Raw genomic sequence first — 16,843 nt, forward strand, 5'->3', positions numbered from 1 at the left:
CCCTTATGTATTGGCTCCTCGACCTGGGCTCGAACCAGGGACCTACGGATTAACAGTCCGGCGCTCTACCGACTGAGCTATCGAGGAATATTCGGTTTGTTAGCAGAAAAGTACACAGAAATTCAGAGTCTTTAGGACTTAGAGCGTCTGTGAAATTCGCTAAGCCTCGCATTGTAGCAAAAAAAATGCAGCTTTTCGAGAGCTAATCGGATTTGTTGGCACAGGGTTGTTGAAGCGTGGTTTCACTCTGGAAAACATGCCTCGGGGGATCGATTTGCATTGAGCTTTTAGCAAGCAAAAACACAACGCAAATAGAACCAAGCAGGGCGTCCAGAATCTGGACAGTCGATGTGCTCTGGCCGATATCAGAGCGTCCAGACTCTGGACGCTTGGTTTGCTCTGGACGGTACGTGTGCTCTGGACGCTTGGTTACTCTGGACAGGTGGGGGGTGTCCAGAGTCTGGACGGTTCGAGTTGATTGCATTAATGTCTTGCTTAGGATTGAATCGAATAGCTTTCGATTAGCAAAGAGACTATGCTGACGATCCGTAAGCAACCCGTTCACTTTCAAGGGAGTTATATGACTCTTTGCCCAATTGCCTTAATGGCTACTTGCAACAAATGTCCTGCTGTAGGCATTTGTCCTCTGAAAGAAGTGCTGGGCGATCACAAGCCAGAGAACCCTGCGTCAGCTGCAAATGATGCGTCTATAAAAGATAAAACATCAAACTGACAGGGTAGATAACTCGTCATCATTCTTATTTGATGATGACCACCAAAACACTGCAAGGCGAGTGCTCAATCAAAGCCTTGGGAGTAGAGCTACGCCACCAACGTTCTAGCCAATTGCCATGACGCTTGTGACCTAGCATGATCAAGTCAGCTTCAATGCTAGTTGCGTATTTCACGATTTGATCTACCGCATCGCCTTTCAGCAATTCACCAATTGCTTCCAATCCAGCTTCGTTTAGTTGCGCAACGCCTTCATTGAGCGTTTTTCGGCGACGAAGTTCCTCTACCTGATTTTGTTGCTCGGTGTAGTAAGAAGTCTCGTGACCAATTGGAATCGTGTCGTAGGGAACCACAGACAGTAGATGGACCTTGGCATGCTCCCATTGCGAGATGTCTTTGCAATTTAGAAGCGCCTGCTGACTTTCAAGAGATCCGTCATAGGCCAGAATGATTTTTTGATACATCTGCTTCTCCTTGATCAATCTCAGTTGTGCATGAGTTGGGTTAAACGGTCGCTGTAATTGACTCAATTTTTGATTTTCTCGAAGAGATCAGGCTGTAAGTTGATTGTTAGATTATTTTTATGCTGTTGCCTGACATGTCTAATGAAGGCCATTGGAGTTACTTGTTTGTACAGTTGAAATAGTTCAACTAGCTGCTCTTTAGAAAATCCACTTTTATTGGTCAATTGAGTCCAGCCCAGAGTTTGATCAAAGTTTTCAGTAATCCAGACACATAACTCCTCCAGCCTCTTGGCATTAGAAGCACTTAGCGGAGATCGCTTTTTCGTTGTGGAGCGCATGCGTTTCTCTAGTGATCGGTCTATTTGTAGTGTTTCAATTCCAATATGTGGATGGGGGAGTTATATATTTCCTTTTGTCTTCTTACAAGCTTATTTTGGCATTCTCACAATTTTGTACGCGCACTTCATAACGCACTTTGACGTATCTCGCCCACAAGGGAGCGCAGCTGCTCTGGACGGTCCAAGTGCTCGGTACGGTTATGGGGTGTCCAGAATCTGGACGCTTAGGGTGCTCTGGCCGGTATCAAAGCGTCCAGACTCTGGACGCTTGGTTTGCTCTGGACGGTTGTGGGGTGTCCAGAGTGAATCAGTCTGATCGCTGCGCATGAGATGCAGGGAGTAAGACGCTATTCCAGGAATTTATTAAATTTTGATCCACCACTTTGGTACGGTATGTATGACCTAGGTCAGTTAAATCTGCACCCCAAGAATCAGTCTCTTACCTGACTTACGCAGAACTTAGGCGCTCTTACTAATTTGCAATTTGAAACGACAGTGATCTTCGCCTACGAAATTGAGTATGAGCCTACTGAGAGACGCCAGCCTGTGCAAAAATATAGAACTGGTCTTTATTAAAACCTTTGCTTTGCCGGCGTTCGTTATTTCAGAATTCCTCGCTGTTTGATTATCGTAAGCGCTAGCTGGATGTGCTGCGCAAGCAATTTCTCGGCCTTGACGATGTCGCGACTCATAGCGGCCTCAAATATCTGGCGGTGCTCTTCGTGTACCTGTGTCGGGACAATTGAGCTAACGGCTGATAGGCGACGATAGCGGCGAGCCTGTCTGTAAAGAATGACGCGAAAGCGCTGGATCCAAGTTGACGGGGATGCAGAAGTAAGAGCTTCGTGAAAGGCGCGATTGCGCTCTTCCCATTCGTCGAAAACATTAGCCGCATCTTTGGCTAGTCTTACCTCGGTACGCGAAAGCTTGTGATAAGCGCTAACTACGCGGGCCTCCCATTCATCGTCACCAAGTTGCATCGAGTCGCGAAACGCGGCGCATTCCAAGACTGTGCGGGTACGCGTGAGGTCTTCAATATCGGCCAGCGACATGGGTGCAACACGAAAGCCCCTCTGTGACTGCGACACTACAAGTGAGTCGGATACAAGCAGGGCCAACGCTTCACGCAAAGTGCCCGCGCCAACATTATATTGGTCCTTGAGGTGCTCCACCCGAAGTCGCTCGCCTGGAGCGTGGCGGCCTTCAATGATGGCTTCACGTAGCTGTAGATAAGCGGATTCAATCTGTGACCGCGGCTCGGAGCTGCTATCCAGTTCTGCCCAAAAGAAGTTGTTTTGACTTTCCATCACTGCATTGTAGTAGAGAGATAATCAATAAATCTCGATATTTATCCGCGTTAGTACCTATTTTATAAATTTTTGATTAATTTAATATTCTCAAAATTATAGAAAAATATATATGATTACATCGCAAGAAATTGGGAAATCAATCGTCGCAGCTGGTACAAAAACGAATTACCACGACATGGGTAGTGGCTCGCCAGTAGTATTGATCCATGGATCCGGGCCTGGAGTAAGCGCTTGGGCCAACTGGCGCCTGGCAATCCCAGAACTTGCCAAGGGACGCAGGGTGTTGGCACTCGACATGGCAGGATTTGGATACAGCGAGAGTTTTGAAAACGGCGCTTACAGCATGGATGCTTGGGTGAGACAGGCCATCGGTTTTTTGGATGCGTTAAACATCAAACAGGCAGACCTTGTTGGCAACTCTTTCGGTGGAGCCATATCCCTAGCGCTGGCCATCAGGCAACCGCAGCGCGTGCGTCGACTTGTCCTTATGGGCGCGGCAGGCTTGAAGTTCGAGCTCACGCCCGCCCTAGATGCCGTTTGGGGCTACACGCCCTCCGTTGAGAACATGAGTGACATCATGGGCACATTCGCCTATGACACTTCACTTCTTACAGACAGTTTGGCTCGCATGCGCTATGAAGCAAGCGCACGTCCTGGAGTGCAGGAGGCCTACTCCGCCATGTTTCCGGCACCACGCCAGCGGTGGGTCGACGCTCTTTCAAGCTCAGAGGACCAAATCGCTGCCCTTACTCATCAGACTTTGGTGATCCATGGTCGCGAGGATCGTGTTCTGCCATTAGCCACTTCGTTGCGACTTGCGGAACTAATTCCGCGCGCGCAACTGCATGTTTTTGGCCAGTGTGGCCACTGGACCCAGATAGAGCATGCAGGCCGATTCCATCGGCTGGTCGAAGATTTCTTGGCTGAAGCCGACGCAGTGACTCACATTCTCAATTAACACCAACAGGAGACAATATGAAGCAAACCTTACTCGCTATCAACATCGCCGCCGCATTTTTCCTACCAAACGCCGCTAGCGCTCAGGCCAAGGATCTTAAGATCGCCATGCTTTTGCCCACTTCCGCAGTGTTTGCTCTTTATGGAGAGGCCATCATGGAAGGCTTCAATCTTGCACTTGAGGAAGCTGGCGGTCAGGCCGCAGGCCGTAAAGTCGTTCTTCTAAGCGAAGATAACAAGGAGGATCCAAAGACCTCCCTGAGTCTGGTACGCAAGTACGTGAAAGACGATAACGTCGACTTCGTAGTTGGCCCGATCGCATCCCACGTGGTCGCGGCGATTCGGGACGACATACACCGCAGTAAGACTTTTCTGATTGTTCCCAACGCGGGCAACAATGAAGTGACTGGAAAGTCTTGCAGCCCTTACATAATCCGCACATCATTTTCTAACTGGCAAATAAATTACCCGATGGGCCTGTTTGCCGCCGAAACGCTTGGCAAGTCGGCGCTGACGGTCGGATCCAACTATGACGCCGGTCGGGAGATGGCAGGTGCTTTTGCTCAGGGCTTCCAAGAAAAGGGCGGCAAGGCGCCGGTTGAAGAATGGCCTGCTCTTGGAACCTCAGACTTTGCGCCAACCATAACCAATGTACGGTCCAAGACAACGAGTCTTGAAACATTGTGGTTCTTTATCCCCGGCACTGGCGGCCCGCGCTTTGTCAACCAAGTCCAGCAATCGGGCCTTCGCAGCGGAAAGATGAAGGTTACCGGGCCGGTGTTTATGGCAGACGAGATGTTCTGGGGAGCAATGGGTGATTCAGCGCTTGGTGTCCTTGGCAGCGGTCACTATGTGGCCAGCATAGACACTGCACGCAACAACGCGTTCCAACTTGCTTTCCGCAAAAAGTACAACAAGGTTGCCCACGTGATTCACGTTCAAGGCTACGACACAGCCAAGCTAATACTGGCTTCAGTCGAAGCAATGAAGGGTAACTTGACGGACAAAGTAGCCGTTCGCGAGGCGCTTACCTCTGTGCAGATCGACAGCCCGCGCGGACGTGTAAGCATAGACGCGCGTACAGGCAACGTGGTGCAAAACGTTTACATCACGGAGGTGGTCAAGAAAGCGGACGGCAGCATGGCGCACAAGGTACTGAAGACCTACGAACAAGTCCGCGATCCGGGCCAGGGATGCGCGTTGTAACGCACAGGTTTTCTATGAACATAATCGCAGAGCAGATACTAAACGCCCTGCAAATGGGGGTGCTGCTGTTCCTGATTTCCTCAGGACTGTCATTGATTTTCGGCCTGATGCATGTCGTGAATCTCGCACACGGAGCGCTGTACATGGCGGGAGCATATTTCGCGCTCACCGCAGCGCGGCTCACCGACAGCTTCTTTCTGGCGCTGGTGCTTGCACCTCTCATGACAGCAGTGCTCGGCGCCATACTCGAGCGGTTGCTACTACGGCGTACTTATGGCCAGGGAATGCACCCGCAGGTGCTTCTGACTTTTGGGCTAGTTTTCTGTTTTGACGAACTGGTCCGCATCTTGTGGAGCTCGCAAATCCAGATAATCGAATTGCCTCCCTCGCTGGCCGGCACCCTATCCATAGGCGATATACAGGTGCCGACATACCGTGCGTTCGTAGTTGTTGTCGGAGTATTCGTCGTCGGAGCATTGCTACTGCTGTTCAATCGCACGCACCTTGGCGCCCAAGTGCGTGGCAGCGTCGACGACCGTGAGATGGCCGCAGCGTTGGGAATCGACGTGAAGCGTCTCTTTACCTTTATGTTCTCGCTCGGGGCTGCGCTTGCTGGCCTTGGAGGCGCGCTGGCTGTGCCACTCTTTACCGCCTATCCCGGCATGGGCAGCGAGATCCTTATCTCGGCATTAGTAGTCGTGGTTGTGGGTGGCATGGGTTCGCTAGTCGGATCACTACTTGCCAGCCTTCTGGTTTCCTTCGCGATCGTTTTTGGCCAGGTCGTGCTTGCCGAGTTCGCAACGGCCATGATCTATGTCGTACTGATCCTTTTTATGCTTTTCCGGCCACAGGGCCTGATGGGCGTAGCGAGGCCAACGTGAATCGGTACTTGTTTTACATCTTTGCACTGCTTGTTCTTGCTTTACCGCATGTAACTCGTGGCACGCAGACCGAGTTCGCAATTGAGCTGATTCTCACGGGCATCTTCGCTCTGAGCTTGAACATCCTGATCGGTCGCCTAGGTCTCATCAGTTTCGGCCATGGAATGTTTTTTGGTGTCGGTGCATATCTTGCTGCTTTTCAACTACGTTACATGACCGACAATCTTTTCCTACTTCTAATCGTAGCAGTGCTGGTCGGAGCACTAATCGCTTTGCTGGTCGGAGCGCTCGTACTTAGATTGGGCGGCGTTGGATTTGTCATGATCACAATTGCAATGTGCCAGTTGGTGTACGTTCTTATTCTTTCGACTCAAACCTTGTCCGGTGGCATCAACGGCCTGACTTCGATACCGCGTCCGACCTTTTGGAAAGATGCTCCATCCCTGTTGTCCCTAGACACCGGGGCAACCTTCTTTTACGTTGCGCTGGCTTGCTTAGTGAGTTTTATCTGGCTACTCAAGAGGCTGGACGCATCGGAGATGGGCGCTGTTTTCGAGGGTATTCGCCAGAATCCTGCTCGTATGCTCGCGCTAGGCTACCCCGTTCGTGCCTTTCAACTTGCCGGATTCGTCATGGCTGGATCCGCGGCAGCCGTCGCCGGCGCACTTCATGCTTCGCTATTTGGTTTCGTCGATCCTACTGTATTCTTTTGGACTACGTCCGGTGAGGTGATCCTGATGGTTATCTTGGGCGGTGCGACTGCTTTATATGGGCCGCTGGTTGGCGCAGCAATTTTTCTATCGCTTTTTCACTACCTAAGCGGGCTCACCGACCATTGGCGCCTAGTACTGGGACTGGTGTTCGTTGGGGTCGTGCTCTACGCTCCGCGAGGCCTAGTTCCTTTGTTAGCTGATTCGCGGACACGCTGGCTAGAACGCCGCGCAAGCGTGTCAAAAATTCAATCTGGGGTGAAGTCATGAGCCCTGTGCTGCAAACCAACGGGCTCACTTTGCGCTACGGTCGTTTCATGGCCATCGATAACGTGTCCATCACCCTGCATCAAGGGCGCCGCTACGGAGTGCTTGGTCCGAACGGTGCTGGTAAGACCTCACTGCTTAACCTTCTTTCAGGTACTGCGCGGGCCTCTGCCGGCAGCATACTGCTGGACGGCATCGACATTACCGCGCAAGGCCCGGCCGAGCGCCGGCGTGCCGGGCTGGGTCGCAGCTTCCAGAAGACCAGCGTCTTCATGGAGTTGACCGTGCTTGACAACCTTCGCCTGGCGGCTCAGTCCTATCGGGGCTGGCGGCTTTTCGATCCATGGACCCCCCGCCTGCGCGACCGGGAAGGTATGAGCCGCGTCATTGAATTTGCAGAGCAGGTTGGACTTCAGGCGCGGCTCGATACCTGCGCAGCCGAACTGTCATATGGAGAACTGCGGCAGCTTGAGGTGGGTCTTGCTTTAGCCACCGAGCCTCGGGTACTTCTTCTTGACGAGCCGACGGCCGGCATGAGCGAGGAAGAGACACACGCCATAGTCGGGATGCTGCAGCGCAAACTACCATCTTCCCTCACGCTGCTAGTCATTGAGCACGACCTAAGGGTGATCGAGGGTTTGACAGACCATGTATTCGTGTTGGAGAGTGGTGCTTTGTTTGAGCAGGGTACCCCGGCTGAGATCCGCGCGAGTGAGCGCGTGCAGCAAGCCTATTTTAAGGGGCCGGCGCATGCTTGAAGCAAGCGAACTTTACGCCTCCTACGGCCGCATCCCAGTACTGCACGGAATTAGCCTTACGGCTTCTCCCGACCGGTACTTAGGAATAATAGGGCGCAATGGTGTTGGCAAGACGACCCTGCTGCGTAGCCTCATCGGCCTGATGCCGCTTACGCGCGGCGAAGTGCGCCTGAAAGGCATGCCCATCAGTGATAGTCAGACACATGAGATAGCGCTTATGGGCGTTGCATATGTACCGGAAAACCGCGGCGTATTCCCTTCGCTTACCGTGCTGGAAAGTTTGACTCTGGCTGCGCGCAAACCTTTAAGGTCAGGCGAAGAATGGACCTTGGAACGAGTGTTCGAGGTGTTTCCGCGGCTGGCCGAGCGCCGCACCAACCGTGGCGACCAGTTATCGGGCGGCGAACAGCAAATGCTAGCGATTGGTCGCGCGCTGCTGACTAATCCGCAGTTACTAATTCTCGACGAGCCCACCGAAGGGCTAGCGCCTCTTATCGTGATACAGATCCGCAAGGTGCTGCGCTCGCTTCGTGGAAGCGGGCTGACAATCGTGATCGTTGACCAGAACCTCGAAACCGTTTTTTCAATTGCCGACCATGTAGCGCTTATCTCGCGAGGCACAGTGGTCGCCGAGGGATCTACCGAAAAGATGGCGAACGATCATTCCCTGTTGAATCAATACTTGGGCGTCTAGCTATGCCTGTATCAAACCCAAAAAAAGAGAGAGAAATATGAGCCTACTCCAAGAAAAGATTTTGCTACGTGTAGATCAAGAGCGTAAGCTATTTAAGGTTCCGCGTGTTTCATTCACCTCCCAGGAAGTACTGGAGGCGGAGCGAGAAGTGATTTTTAATAAGTGCTGGCTGTACCTTGGCCACACATCTGAGGTCACCAAGCTGGGGCAGTTCGTTACTCGAACCGTCGGCGGACGCAATATTGTGTTTAGTCGTGACATGGAAAATAACGTTAACGCATTCCTAAATACCTGCCCGCATCGCGGCGCGACGGTTGTGCGCGACAGAGCCGGTGTCGCCAAGTCGTTCCAGTGCTTTTATCATGGATGGGTCTTCGGTATCGACGGCGGACTCAAGAGCCAGCCGGGTGTCGAGTCATATTGTGAGTCTATTAATCAAAATGGCGAGGTAGACTTGCCGCGCGTGCCGCGCCTAGAAGAATACCGCGGCTTTTGGTTCATCTGCTTCAACAAAGAAGCTGTGTCCCTTTTCGACTACCTAGGTAATGCACGCGAATATATCGACCTGGTCGTTGACCATTCCGAAGCCGGCATGGAAGTGGTGGGCGGCACGCAGGAATACAGCATCCGGGCCAACTGGAAGCTGTTGGTGGAAAATAGTATTGATGGTTACCACGCCGCTACCACACATGCGAGCTACCTTGACTACTTGAAAGGCACCGCTGGCGCCTTAGCTGCTGTGCCCCTGAAAGGTTTCGGTGTCGACTTAGGGGGTGGGCATGCAGTGATCCAGTACTCCGCCCCTTGGGGTCGCCCGATCGCGCAATCGATTCCGGCCTGGGGTGAGACCGGCAAGCAGGATGTCGACCGCCTGCTAGCAGACCTTACCGAACGCTTTGGGGAAGAGCGGGCAAGGCGCATCGCGCTTACCAACCGTAACCTGTTGATCTTTCCGAATCTGATCATCAACGACATCATGGCTATCACGATTCGGACCTTTTACCCGCTCGCGCCAAACTACCAGCACATAAACGGATGGGCGCTCGCCCCGATAGGCGAGAACGAGTGGGCACGCAAGAACCGACTCGAGAACTTCCTCGAGTTCCTGGGCCCGGGAGGTTTCGCGACTCCTGATGACGTCGAAGCGTTGCAGCAGTGCCAGACGGGTTACGACAACGCCCGCGAGGCGGCATGGAACGACATTTCCAAGGGCATGGGTCGAGAGATTCCTGCTATGGACGACGAGGTGCAGATGCGCGCCTTCTGGACTCAGTGGAACCTGATGCTCAGCAACAGCAACAACCAGGATTGAGGAGACACGTCACATGACAACGAATTTTACACGCCCCGAGATCGAAGACTTTTTGTTCAACGAGGCAGCTCTGCTTGACGACTGGAAGCTGGAGGAATGGCTTGCACTTTTTACTGACGACGCTCGTTACCTCGTACCTGCCACCGATTTGCCAAAGGACGCGCCTCCCGAGGGCAACCTTTTTTACATCGCTGACGACTACTTTCGAATTGGAGAGCGTGTCAAGCGGCTAATGAAGAAGACAGCATTTTCCGAACAACCCAGGTCGAAGACGCGGCACCTAGTAAGTAACGTTCGCGTCTTCTCGCAATCAGCTGATCATTGTGTGGCCAATGCCGCATTCATCACAAGCCGCGCCAAGGGCGGTAACGTGGATCTCTATGTGGGCAGCAGCGAATACACCATCGTCCGCAGGGAAGGAGCGCTGCGCATTCGATCCAAGCGCTGCACGCTCGACATGGAAGCCCTGCGCCCCCACGGCCGAATTAGCATCATCCTTTGAATGTAATAAATGAAGGCATTTACAGCACATACCCATCAGAACCGCGTGGCGGTTGTTACCGGCGCCGCCCGCGGCATCGGCCTGGCCGTTGCCACTAGGCTCTCAGCAGACGGTGCGAGGCTGGTCTTGGCTGATTCCGATGAAACAGGCCTGGCCGCAGCGGTTGCATTAATAAAGTCAATTGGCGGAGATGCCGTCGGCGTGGCAGGCGACCTATCGCAGGAGCTTGTAGCCATCGAAACCGTCCGCTCGGCAGTCGAAAACTTCGGTCGCCTCGACATACTGGTAAATAACGCTGGTGGTGGCGTGATTCTCCCTTTCCTTGAGCAGACGCCTGAATCCCTTCGCCTCACCATCGATCGAAACCTTTGGACGGTCATTTGGTGTTGCCGCGCGGCGTTACCGGTCATGCGCAAGCAACAATATGGCCGCATAGTGAACATGGGAGCAGATTCGGTGCGCAGCGGACTTTATGCCCACGCCGCCTACAACGCTGCGAAAGGCGGAGTACATGCCATTGGCAGCGGCTTGGCGCGCGAATTTGTGCATGACGGTATAACCGTCAACGCCATTGCGCCGTGCGCGGTCAACACCCCCCAGTTGGTGGAACTTGTGAAAAATAACGAGGCTCTTTTAAAGAAGTTTATCGAAGTCATCCCCATGGGCCGCGCTGGCGAAATGGACGAGATCGCATCGTTCGTAAGCTATATTGCTTCTGAAGAGGCTGCCTTCATCACCGGCCAGGTCTTAAGTATCAATGGCGGGACCGCAATGCAATGAATTGAATTGAATTGAATTGAATTGAATTGAAAATTTCTTCATGACCTCCGAACCTGTTTACCTCTGCCGCCTTGACGAACTTGAGAAGGACGCAATTACCGGTGGCTTGCTGCCTTGCGGGCACCGCGTCGCCATTTATATGATTGAAGGTGAGGTTTACGTCACTGACGACCGTTGTTCGCACGGTGACGCGTCACTTTCGGAGGAAGGAACCATAGATGGATGCCAGGTGGAATGTTCGTGGCATTTTGGCCGCTTTGACATCCGCACTGGCGAGCCGGTCGCAAGCCCCTGCACCCAGCCGATTCAGACCTACCGAGTTACAGTTCGAGGCGGATCGATTTACGTTGCAGTCGGAGATGCATTGCGCCTTGCACCCTCGTCTGAACTCTGTCCTGGTGAAGACGGCTGATGTCAACGGGATCTTCCGCCTGGACGCGAGCAGCGTTGGCGATGCTGTGCGGCATATTCGCCGCCACCCAGATCGGCAAGCTCCCGCCCGCCATTCCGGCACTGCGTGAAGCCTTTGGTGCGTCGCTGGTGCAGATGGGATGGGTTGCTTCGATCTTTAATTTGGTCGCTGCTTGCGGAGGGCTTGCGACAGGTATAGTCGCGGACCGGTTTGGTCGCCGCACGCTGCTGAAGGCAGGCTTGGCTTTGCTAGGTTTTGGCGCGCTTACCGGGGTTACAGGTGACGGCTTGCCGATGCTGTTTGTGTCGCGTATTGTTGAAGGGCTTGGATTCGTGTGCATCGTCGTGGCGGCGCCTGTGCTTGTTCGCGAGTCAGTTGCTCCAGATACTCAGCGTCTTGCGCTTGGCATTTGGAGTGCCTATACCGCCACTGGCATGACGCTGATGCTGGTAATAGCGCCTTGGTCAGTGCCGGCTTTGGGCTGGCAGGGTGGCTGGTGGTTGGGTGTGGCTGGCTCGGTCGTGTTGATGGTTGTTATATGGCAGCATTTCCCCGGCGCTGGCACACGCGATAAGGGCGGTGTGCACAACGCCAGATTGCTCCATGGGTTGAACGAGCCTACTCCATGGTGCTTTGCGGCGTCTTTTGGCCTTTATACCTTCCAGTGGATGTCGTTCATGGTTTGGATGCCAACCTACCTTTTGGAGCAAGGCATTAGTCTTGAGCAGGTAAGTTCGGCGGTTGCATTAATGATTATTGTGAATGTACCCGGCAACATTGTCGGTGGCTGGCTGTTGCAGCGAGGTGTGCCAATTGCTACGTTGGTCCTTGTGTCTTCGGTGACACTCTCCGCGGCAGGATTCGCAGTTTTTGCACTTATGCCACCAGTTGCTACTGTGATCGGACTTGGCATCCTGTTTTCATTTTTCGGTGGCATCCTTCCAGGCTCTATTTATGCCGCTGTGCCGGCTATTGCATCTCGTCACCAAAACCTCGGTGCGGTGAATGGACTTGTAGTCCAAGCGTCGAACATCGGCACGCTTGCGGGGCCGCCTTGCGCGGCTGCTCTGGCGAGCGGCAGTGGATGGCAGGCCATGGCGCCTATGTTCCTGATAGCAGGGCTGACTTGCGCAATGTTGGGTTTCGCGGGCTCTCGGGATATAGCCTTGCGCAATGTGTCAAATTCCACTGAAAAGTAATTCCCTAATTGACATACAAATCTTCGACGGTTTAAATTAAAGACACAAGTAATTATCAAGAAGACTTTGTTGGCCTCGCAAGTATGGATGTATCGTGAGTCGGGCTGGGCCTTACCACACTTCGGCTGAGCAGCATACAAACAGTGCCTGGCAATAATAGGTTATTGAGGAAGGCTCTTTAGCGACAATGGCGGTATTCTTCATGTATCTGTCCTGAATCAGTATGTTGATATCAGTCCAATGCAATGTCCCTGCCCACGATGAACGCTTTTAGTTTGCGATTCATGGAATGTCTTTCAGATGAAACGGCATGAAACGCCGCCCAGGGCCCCTACTGAAGCCTGAACCAGATCGCCAGCTGCCACTGGGACCATAGGGCCAAGTGCGCCAGACAGGATTACTTGACCTTGGCGCAGGCCCTGACCACGTTCGGCCATGGTGCGTGCCAGCCAGAAGGCTGCTCGCAAAGGATGGCCGAGGCAGGCCGCGCCGCTGCCGGTCGATACTGGCTGTCCGTTCTTCTCCATATGCATACCCAATGCGCCAAGCGATAGCTCGCCTATGGCCATAGGTTGGTCGCCGAGCACGTAAAGACCTGATGAGGCATTGTCTGCAACGGTGTCTACTAAACTGATTTTCCAGTCAGCAATAGCGCTGTCAACGATCTCGATAGCTGGCAGGGCATAACTCAAGCAAGATAGAAACTCTGAGTAGCTAGGCGCGCTGCCAGTTACATCCCGTCCGAGGACAAATGCGATCTCGGCCTCCACCTTCGGCTGCAGCAGCCTAGCGGTCGGTACGTCCTGCCCGCTGAGAAACTCCATGTCGTCGAAAAGTACTCCAAAATCGGGCTGGTTTACACCCAGTTGCTGCTGCACTGCCTTGGAGGTTAACCCCACCTTTAGGCCAACAATACGGCGGCCGGATTCCAACCGAATTCGGGTGTTTATTTCAGCGACCAAGTAAGCAGCATCGAGACTGTCAATTCCATGACTGATAGATACTGGCGGTATCGGACTGCGGTTGGCTCTTGCTAGCGCCAGCGCTTTTGCTGCCTGATGAATGGCTTCGGATTTTTGGGGCATAAGGATTTTCCTTGGGTGGTGAAAGTGGTTCAAGCGCTCTCTTTGCCAAGCCATCGCAGCGCATTATTCTGACGTAGCATTTTGCGAGTAGCGTCATCCAACGCCAGTTGATCGATACGTTGTGCCGGCTCGCGGTCCATGATTGGGAACGGATAGTCTGTACCGGCTAGCACCTGCGAGGTGCCGAAGACTTTCAGCAGGATGTGGATTGTGTCTATGTCGTAAACCAGGTTGTCGACGAACAATTTCCGCACTAGCTCGCTAGGCGACTGGTCCATTAACTTGCGAATCGGAGGCAATTGCTGCCAGCCGTGTTGCAGGCGCGGCAGTAGCATCGCCAGCGAGCCGCCTCCATGGCTGAAAGCGATACGCAGCTTCGGCAAGCGTGCCAGCGTCCCAGAGGTGAGAAGCGAGGCGGCGGCGAGACCGACTTCACCAGGAAAGGCCAAGACTTGCTCAAGTAGGGGGGGGCCAACCAGCCTGTCCAAGCCCGCGGGTCGCAAGGCATGAACAAAGATTGCGGCCCCAAGAGATTCGGCTGCAACAAAGAAAGGTTCGTGTTCGCTGTGGCCAAGTGGCTTTCCATTGATGTTGCTGCCGACCTCTACACCTGCAAGCCCCAGCGCCATGCAGCGCTCTAGCTCTTTGATAGCCAGTTCTACATCTTGCATTGGTACCGCGCCCAAGCCGGTGAAGTGCGCCGGGTCGGCCTTGACCATTGCAGCTAGCTCCTCATTCATGAAAGAATTGAGCGAAAGGGCGTCATCGGCGGCAAGCCAGTAAGACAGAAGTTCTGGCATCGGCGATACCACTTGATGAGTGACACCAGTGGGCGTCATTTCCTGAAGCCGACGGCTGCTGTCCCAGCTTGAGTTGGGCACCGTGCGGTAGATGCGGCCATCTAGCATCACGTTACGGTCGCAGGCTGCAACCCCCGGCGCCATAGAAGGCCAGGCTACACTTTTGCGTTGGCCAACGTAGGCAGGGAACTGGCGCGGAACCCAGTGGGTGTGGGCATCGACTAAGCCGCAATCGCAGTCAGCACTCTGTAAAACGGCGCTCACTTATTAAGTACCTTTGCTAGATTTGCATTCAATAACATTACTTGGCCGTCGCGCATCGTCACCGGGTAATTTCGCAACTTATGCTCGCTTGGCAAAGAATCCAGTTGCGCCAGTCGGATCGGCCGGGTGCCCGTGGCAAGCACAAGCCGGTCCCACGATAATTCGGCCTCGACGTTTACTGAGTTTTGTTTTTTTGCTCTCACGGGATTGTTCATGTTGTCTGATAAACGGCAAACACTTTGTTTGAGTTGAAGATGTGTGTTTCAATGAAATTGCTCCATTCGAGCTTTGCCCCCAACTCCTCCATCGCCCCTAACATCGGGCACCAGTTCAGCAGTTCCTGCTGACCCGCGGCCTCGAAGTCCTCCGTTCGGGCGCTGCGCCAGCAAGCGTAATCGCCATCTACCAATGCGCGGTAAAGGTTACGGTCGGCCGGGGTGTCTGGTCGCAGACGCCATGTACTGTCACACATGAACGCATGCGACCAGCTGGAAGATGCCACAACGGCCACACGCCAAGGCGAATCGCGCAGAATTCGCGCGGTGGCGGCACCCATATCCATGCATCGTTTAGGAGACGGCCCGGGCGGGTCCAGATCGAGTGGCTTACCAAAATCAGTCATGAATCCTCGAGCTGAGATCACTTTTCGACCATAGCAATTGATTGGAACTGCAATGGTGGGATAGTCCCACCCCACCCGGTCATAGTCCAAGTAAAGGATCGCGTTGGTGAAAGCATGTGCAAGGCTTTCATGATGCAGAGGCTTATAAGCATAGGCTATGTCGAAGTCAGCTTCGATCAGACCGCTTACTAGGTGCTTAGCAATATCGCGCCGACCGCGGAGGCGGTAGTGCTTGTCCAAGTTCTCGCCCCAAGCATTGGGCTTGCCGCTCATCATTGAGGATCCGATCGCGTGCCGCCACGGGTAGACGTCCATGTCGTCATACGCGCAAACGGTGAAGGGCGGGATCACGTCTTCCTTGAAGTTCTCGTACTGGTCGTCGCCCCAGATCAACACTACATCGGGGTTGAAATCGTCAAGTGCCTTTCGAACCTTTCGGAACTGTTCCACTAAGGCAGCGCGATGAATAGAAGCAGCTGCCACGCCTTGGTCGCTGCCCCACTCGGCCTGCGCGGCTGCTGGCCAGTTTTCGGGGGACTTCACACTAATCGGAATACCCGGGTCGGCTAGCGTCATACGAAGGATGGCCGCCATTGACGGGTCTGGAGATGCTAAAGGAGGATAGTGGGATAGGCCCAATCCGAGAATTTCCGCCATTGATGTTTCCAATTCTTCAAGGTTAGTAATTTTGCTGCGTCTAGCTTAGGCAGCGCGGGATTTCTTTTCGTTCTTGTCTGCGGTGCGTTCGCGCTCCTGCTCGTCATTGATTGACTCGAGCAGCTCCCTGAGCAAACTAACCAGCTGGATTCGCTTCTCGCGGGAAAGTCCGTACATCAGCCGCTCCAGCCTACGCCAGTGGTTTGGTAGGTGTTTGGCCAGGAATTCCTTGCCCGCCGGCGTAAGCGCGGCCAAGAGCCATCGCTGGTCCAACGCGTTTAGCTTGCGCTGGACAAGTCCGCGTTCGATAAGACTATTTATATTGCCTGATAGGTTTGTCGGCTTTACCACCAGCATGGCTGCCAGTGCGCCCATGGTAGTGGGCTGGCCAGTACGCTGCAGAACTGTAAGTATGTTGAACTGCAGGGGCGACAACCCTATGCCGGCCACTTCTTCGGATTGATCGCGGTCAAGCACCGCAAATGCTCGGTACAGGCCTAGCAACACCCAAAGGGCTGTCCCGTCCAGGGCCTTATCAAGGGCGGCTGCCACCGAGACTTGGTCGCTAAGGTGCGAAAACTGCACATCCTCCAAATCCACCTCTATCTCACACTCAATTTGGGTAACTGGATTTGTTTTTTTCATAGTATTTCATTTAATGAACAAATATTATTTCGCATAAGGGGCAACTGAATAAGACAATAAGTGTAAAAGTCAAAATGCAGTTGCGGGTAAACCCGCTTATAGGGAAAAATAATTATTCATAAATTGAAATACTTATCAAAGTCCAAAACTTACTTTTAAACACCAAAAGTATGAAGGATCGAAAATTTTTTAAAGTCGTAATGAGAACACTCGTCGGAATGACAAGCCAACTGAGTTAGCCCCCTGAA

The 16,843-nt window shown here is 53.3% G+C and carries 19 protein-coding genes and 1 tRNA gene; 11 read left to right on the top strand and 9 right to left on the bottom strand.

Annotation, left to right across the window (positions count from 1 at the left end):
• Nucleotides 1-11: 11 nt before the first annotated feature.
• The 4 genes from B9Z32_RS09320 to B9Z32_RS09340 all read right to left on the bottom strand — a co-directional run bounded on the left by B9Z32_RS09320 (nucleotide 12) and on the right by B9Z32_RS09340 (nucleotide 2,841).
• Nucleotides 12-87, bottom strand: a tRNA-Asn gene (locus B9Z32_RS09320).
• Nucleotides 88-758: 671 nt separating this feature from the next.
• A complete protein-coding gene (locus tag B9Z32_RS09330) occupies nucleotides 759-1,196 on the bottom strand; it encodes a universal stress protein (RefSeq protein WP_108421160.1) in 438 nt (145 codons plus the stop codon).
• A gap of 62 nt (nucleotides 1,197-1,258) precedes the next feature.
• Nucleotides 1,259-1,534, bottom strand: a complete 276-nt coding sequence (locus tag B9Z32_RS09335; RefSeq protein ID WP_108421161.1) for a helix-turn-helix transcriptional regulator — start codon at nucleotides 1,532-1,534, stop codon at nucleotides 1,259-1,261.
• A gap of 599 nt (nucleotides 1,535-2,133) precedes the next feature.
• On the bottom strand, nucleotides 2,134-2,841 hold the full coding sequence (locus B9Z32_RS09340) for a GntR family transcriptional regulator (RefSeq protein ID WP_108421162.1): 708 nt from the start codon (nucleotides 2,839-2,841) through the stop codon (nucleotides 2,134-2,136).
• A gap of 112 nt (nucleotides 2,842-2,953) precedes the next feature.
• Here B9Z32_RS09340 and B9Z32_RS09345 point away from each other — a divergent pair, with 112 nt between their 5' ends.
• The 11 genes from B9Z32_RS09345 to B9Z32_RS09395 are packed head-to-tail and all read left to right on the top strand — an operon-like array spanning nucleotide 2,954 to nucleotide 12,522.
• Nucleotides 2,954-3,802, top strand: coding sequence for an alpha/beta fold hydrolase (locus B9Z32_RS09345; RefSeq protein WP_108421163.1), 849 nt, complete (start codon nucleotides 2,954-2,956; stop codon nucleotides 3,800-3,802).
• Nucleotides 3,803-3,819: 17 nt separating this feature from the next.
• Nucleotides 3,820-5,007 (top strand): ABC transporter substrate-binding protein, encoded by a 1,188-nt coding sequence (locus tag B9Z32_RS09350; protein ID WP_108421164.1) that lies wholly within the window; start codon nucleotides 3,820-3,822, stop codon nucleotides 5,005-5,007.
• Nucleotides 5,008-5,021: 14 nt separating this feature from the next.
• Complete coding sequence (locus B9Z32_RS09355) at nucleotides 5,022-5,888, top strand: branched-chain amino acid ABC transporter permease (RefSeq protein ID WP_158268201.1); 867 nt, start codon at nucleotides 5,022-5,024, stop codon at nucleotides 5,886-5,888.
• An 8-nt stretch (nucleotides 5,889-5,896) separates the two neighbouring features.
• Complete coding sequence (locus B9Z32_RS09360; protein WP_158268202.1) at nucleotides 5,897-6,868, top strand: branched-chain amino acid ABC transporter permease; 972 nt, start codon at nucleotides 5,897-5,899, stop codon at nucleotides 6,866-6,868.
• A complete protein-coding gene (locus B9Z32_RS09365) occupies nucleotides 6,865-7,623 on the top strand; it encodes an ABC transporter ATP-binding protein (RefSeq protein WP_108421167.1) in 759 nt (252 codons plus the stop codon). The genes B9Z32_RS09360 and B9Z32_RS09365 overlap by 4 nt, the downstream gene beginning before the upstream one ends.
• Nucleotides 7,616-8,317 (top strand): ABC transporter ATP-binding protein, encoded by a 702-nt coding sequence (locus tag B9Z32_RS09370; protein ID WP_108421168.1) that lies wholly within the window; start codon nucleotides 7,616-7,618, stop codon nucleotides 8,315-8,317. The genes B9Z32_RS09365 and B9Z32_RS09370 overlap by 8 nt, the downstream gene beginning before the upstream one ends.
• Nucleotides 8,318-8,354: 37 nt before the next feature.
• On the top strand, nucleotides 8,355-9,629 hold the full coding sequence (locus B9Z32_RS09375; protein ID WP_108421169.1) for a Rieske 2Fe-2S domain-containing protein: 1,275 nt from the start codon (nucleotides 8,355-8,357) through the stop codon (nucleotides 9,627-9,629).
• A gap of 13 nt (nucleotides 9,630-9,642) precedes the next feature.
• Entirely contained in the window at nucleotides 9,643-10,131 is a 489-nt protein-coding gene (locus B9Z32_RS09380; protein ID WP_108421170.1) for an aromatic-ring-hydroxylating dioxygenase subunit beta, read from the top strand.
• A gap of 9 nt (nucleotides 10,132-10,140) precedes the next feature.
• Nucleotides 10,141-10,911 carry an SDR family oxidoreductase gene (locus tag B9Z32_RS09385; RefSeq protein ID WP_108421171.1) on the top strand — a complete coding sequence of 257 codons (771 nt, stop codon included), beginning with the start codon at nucleotides 10,141-10,143 and terminating at the stop codon, nucleotides 10,909-10,911.
• A gap of 40 nt (nucleotides 10,912-10,951) precedes the next feature.
• Nucleotides 10,952-11,323, top strand: coding sequence for a non-heme iron oxygenase ferredoxin subunit (locus tag B9Z32_RS09390; RefSeq protein WP_108421172.1), 372 nt, complete (start codon nucleotides 10,952-10,954; stop codon nucleotides 11,321-11,323).
• Entirely contained in the window at nucleotides 11,323-12,522 is a 1,200-nt protein-coding gene (locus tag B9Z32_RS09395) for a CynX/NimT family MFS transporter (RefSeq protein WP_108421173.1), read from the top strand. The genes B9Z32_RS09390 and B9Z32_RS09395 overlap by 1 nt, the downstream gene beginning before the upstream one ends.
• Before the next feature lie 296 nt (nucleotides 12,523-12,818).
• Here the strand turns inward: B9Z32_RS09395 and B9Z32_RS09400 are convergent, their stop codons facing one another.
• The 5 genes from B9Z32_RS09400 to B9Z32_RS09420 are packed head-to-tail and all read right to left on the bottom strand — an operon-like array spanning nucleotide 12,819 to nucleotide 16,595.
• Nucleotides 12,819-13,607 carry a 2-keto-4-pentenoate hydratase gene (locus tag B9Z32_RS09400; protein WP_108421174.1) on the bottom strand — a complete coding sequence of 263 codons (789 nt, stop codon included), beginning with the start codon at nucleotides 13,605-13,607 and terminating at the stop codon, nucleotides 12,819-12,821.
• 29 nt (nucleotides 13,608-13,636) lie between these two features.
• Nucleotides 13,637-14,671, bottom strand: coding sequence for an amidohydrolase family protein (locus tag B9Z32_RS09405; protein ID WP_108421175.1), 1,035 nt, complete (start codon nucleotides 14,669-14,671; stop codon nucleotides 13,637-13,639).
• Nucleotides 14,668-14,886 carry a hypothetical protein gene (locus tag B9Z32_RS09410; RefSeq protein ID WP_108421176.1) on the bottom strand — a complete coding sequence of 73 codons (219 nt, stop codon included), beginning with the start codon at nucleotides 14,884-14,886 and terminating at the stop codon, nucleotides 14,668-14,670. The genes B9Z32_RS09405 and B9Z32_RS09410 overlap by 4 nt, the downstream gene beginning before the upstream one ends.
• Complete coding sequence (locus B9Z32_RS09415; RefSeq protein WP_108421177.1) at nucleotides 14,883-15,950, bottom strand: extradiol ring-cleavage dioxygenase; 1,068 nt, start codon at nucleotides 15,948-15,950, stop codon at nucleotides 14,883-14,885. Before B9Z32_RS09415 ends, B9Z32_RS09410 begins: the two co-directional genes overlap by 4 nt.
• A gap of 45 nt (nucleotides 15,951-15,995) precedes the next feature.
• The gene (locus B9Z32_RS09420) at nucleotides 15,996-16,595 is read right to left on the bottom strand and encodes a MarR family winged helix-turn-helix transcriptional regulator (RefSeq protein WP_108421178.1); all 600 of its coding nucleotides are present in this window, start codon (nucleotides 16,593-16,595) and stop codon (nucleotides 15,996-15,998) included.
• Nucleotides 16,596-16,843 lie beyond the last annotated feature (248 nt).

The organism is Limnohabitans sp. MMS-10A-178 (assembly GCF_003063375.1).
Classification (GTDB): Bacteria; Pseudomonadota; Gammaproteobacteria; order Burkholderiales; family Burkholderiaceae_C; genus Limnohabitans_A.

Excerpts from the sequence above, each read along its gene's own strand:
- B9Z32_RS09345 (WP_108421163.1), top strand. The coding sequence starts at position 2,954 with ATGATTACATCGCAAGAAATTGGGAAATCAATCGTCGCAGCTGGTACA.
- B9Z32_RS09355 (WP_158268201.1), top strand. The coding sequence starts at position 5,022 with ATGAACATAATCGCAGAGCAGATACTAAACGCCCTGCAAATGGGGGTG.
- B9Z32_RS09410 (WP_108421176.1), bottom strand. The coding sequence starts at position 14,886 with ATGAACAATCCCGTGAGAGCAAAAAAACAAAACTCAGTAAACGTCGAG.
- B9Z32_RS09390 (WP_108421172.1), top strand. The coding sequence starts at position 10,952 with ATGACCTCCGAACCTGTTTACCTCTGCCGCCTTGACGAACTTGAGAAG.
- B9Z32_RS09395 (WP_108421173.1), top strand. The coding sequence starts at position 11,323 with ATGTCAACGGGATCTTCCGCCTGGACGCGAGCAGCGTTGGCGATGCTG.
- B9Z32_RS09400 (WP_108421174.1), bottom strand. The coding sequence starts at position 13,607 with ATGCCCCAAAAATCCGAAGCCATTCATCAGGCAGCAAAAGCGCTGGCG.
- B9Z32_RS09335 (WP_108421161.1), bottom strand. The coding sequence starts at position 1,534 with ATGCGCTCCACAACGAAAAAGCGATCTCCGCTAAGTGCTTCTAATGCC.
- B9Z32_RS09370 (WP_108421168.1), top strand. The coding sequence starts at position 7,616 with ATGCTTGAAGCAAGCGAACTTTACGCCTCCTACGGCCGCATCCCAGTA.
- B9Z32_RS09330 (WP_108421160.1), bottom strand. The coding sequence starts at position 1,196 with ATGTATCAAAAAATCATTCTGGCCTATGACGGATCTCTTGAAAGTCAG.
- B9Z32_RS09385 (WP_108421171.1), top strand. The coding sequence starts at position 10,141 with ATGAAGGCATTTACAGCACATACCCATCAGAACCGCGTGGCGGTTGTT.
- B9Z32_RS09350 (WP_108421164.1), top strand. The coding sequence starts at position 3,820 with ATGAAGCAAACCTTACTCGCTATCAACATCGCCGCCGCATTTTTCCTA.
- B9Z32_RS09415 (WP_108421177.1), bottom strand. The coding sequence starts at position 15,950 with ATGGCGGAAATTCTCGGATTGGGCCTATCCCACTATCCTCCTTTAGCA.
- B9Z32_RS09420 (WP_108421178.1), bottom strand. The coding sequence starts at position 16,595 with ATGAAAAAAACAAATCCAGTTACCCAAATTGAGTGTGAGATAGAGGTG.
- B9Z32_RS09365 (WP_108421167.1), top strand. The coding sequence starts at position 6,865 with ATGAGCCCTGTGCTGCAAACCAACGGGCTCACTTTGCGCTACGGTCGT.
- B9Z32_RS09380 (WP_108421170.1), top strand. The coding sequence starts at position 9,643 with ATGACAACGAATTTTACACGCCCCGAGATCGAAGACTTTTTGTTCAAC.
- B9Z32_RS09375 (WP_108421169.1), top strand. The coding sequence starts at position 8,355 with ATGAGCCTACTCCAAGAAAAGATTTTGCTACGTGTAGATCAAGAGCGT.
- B9Z32_RS09340 (WP_108421162.1), bottom strand. The coding sequence starts at position 2,841 with ATGGAAAGTCAAAACAACTTCTTTTGGGCAGAACTGGATAGCAGCTCC.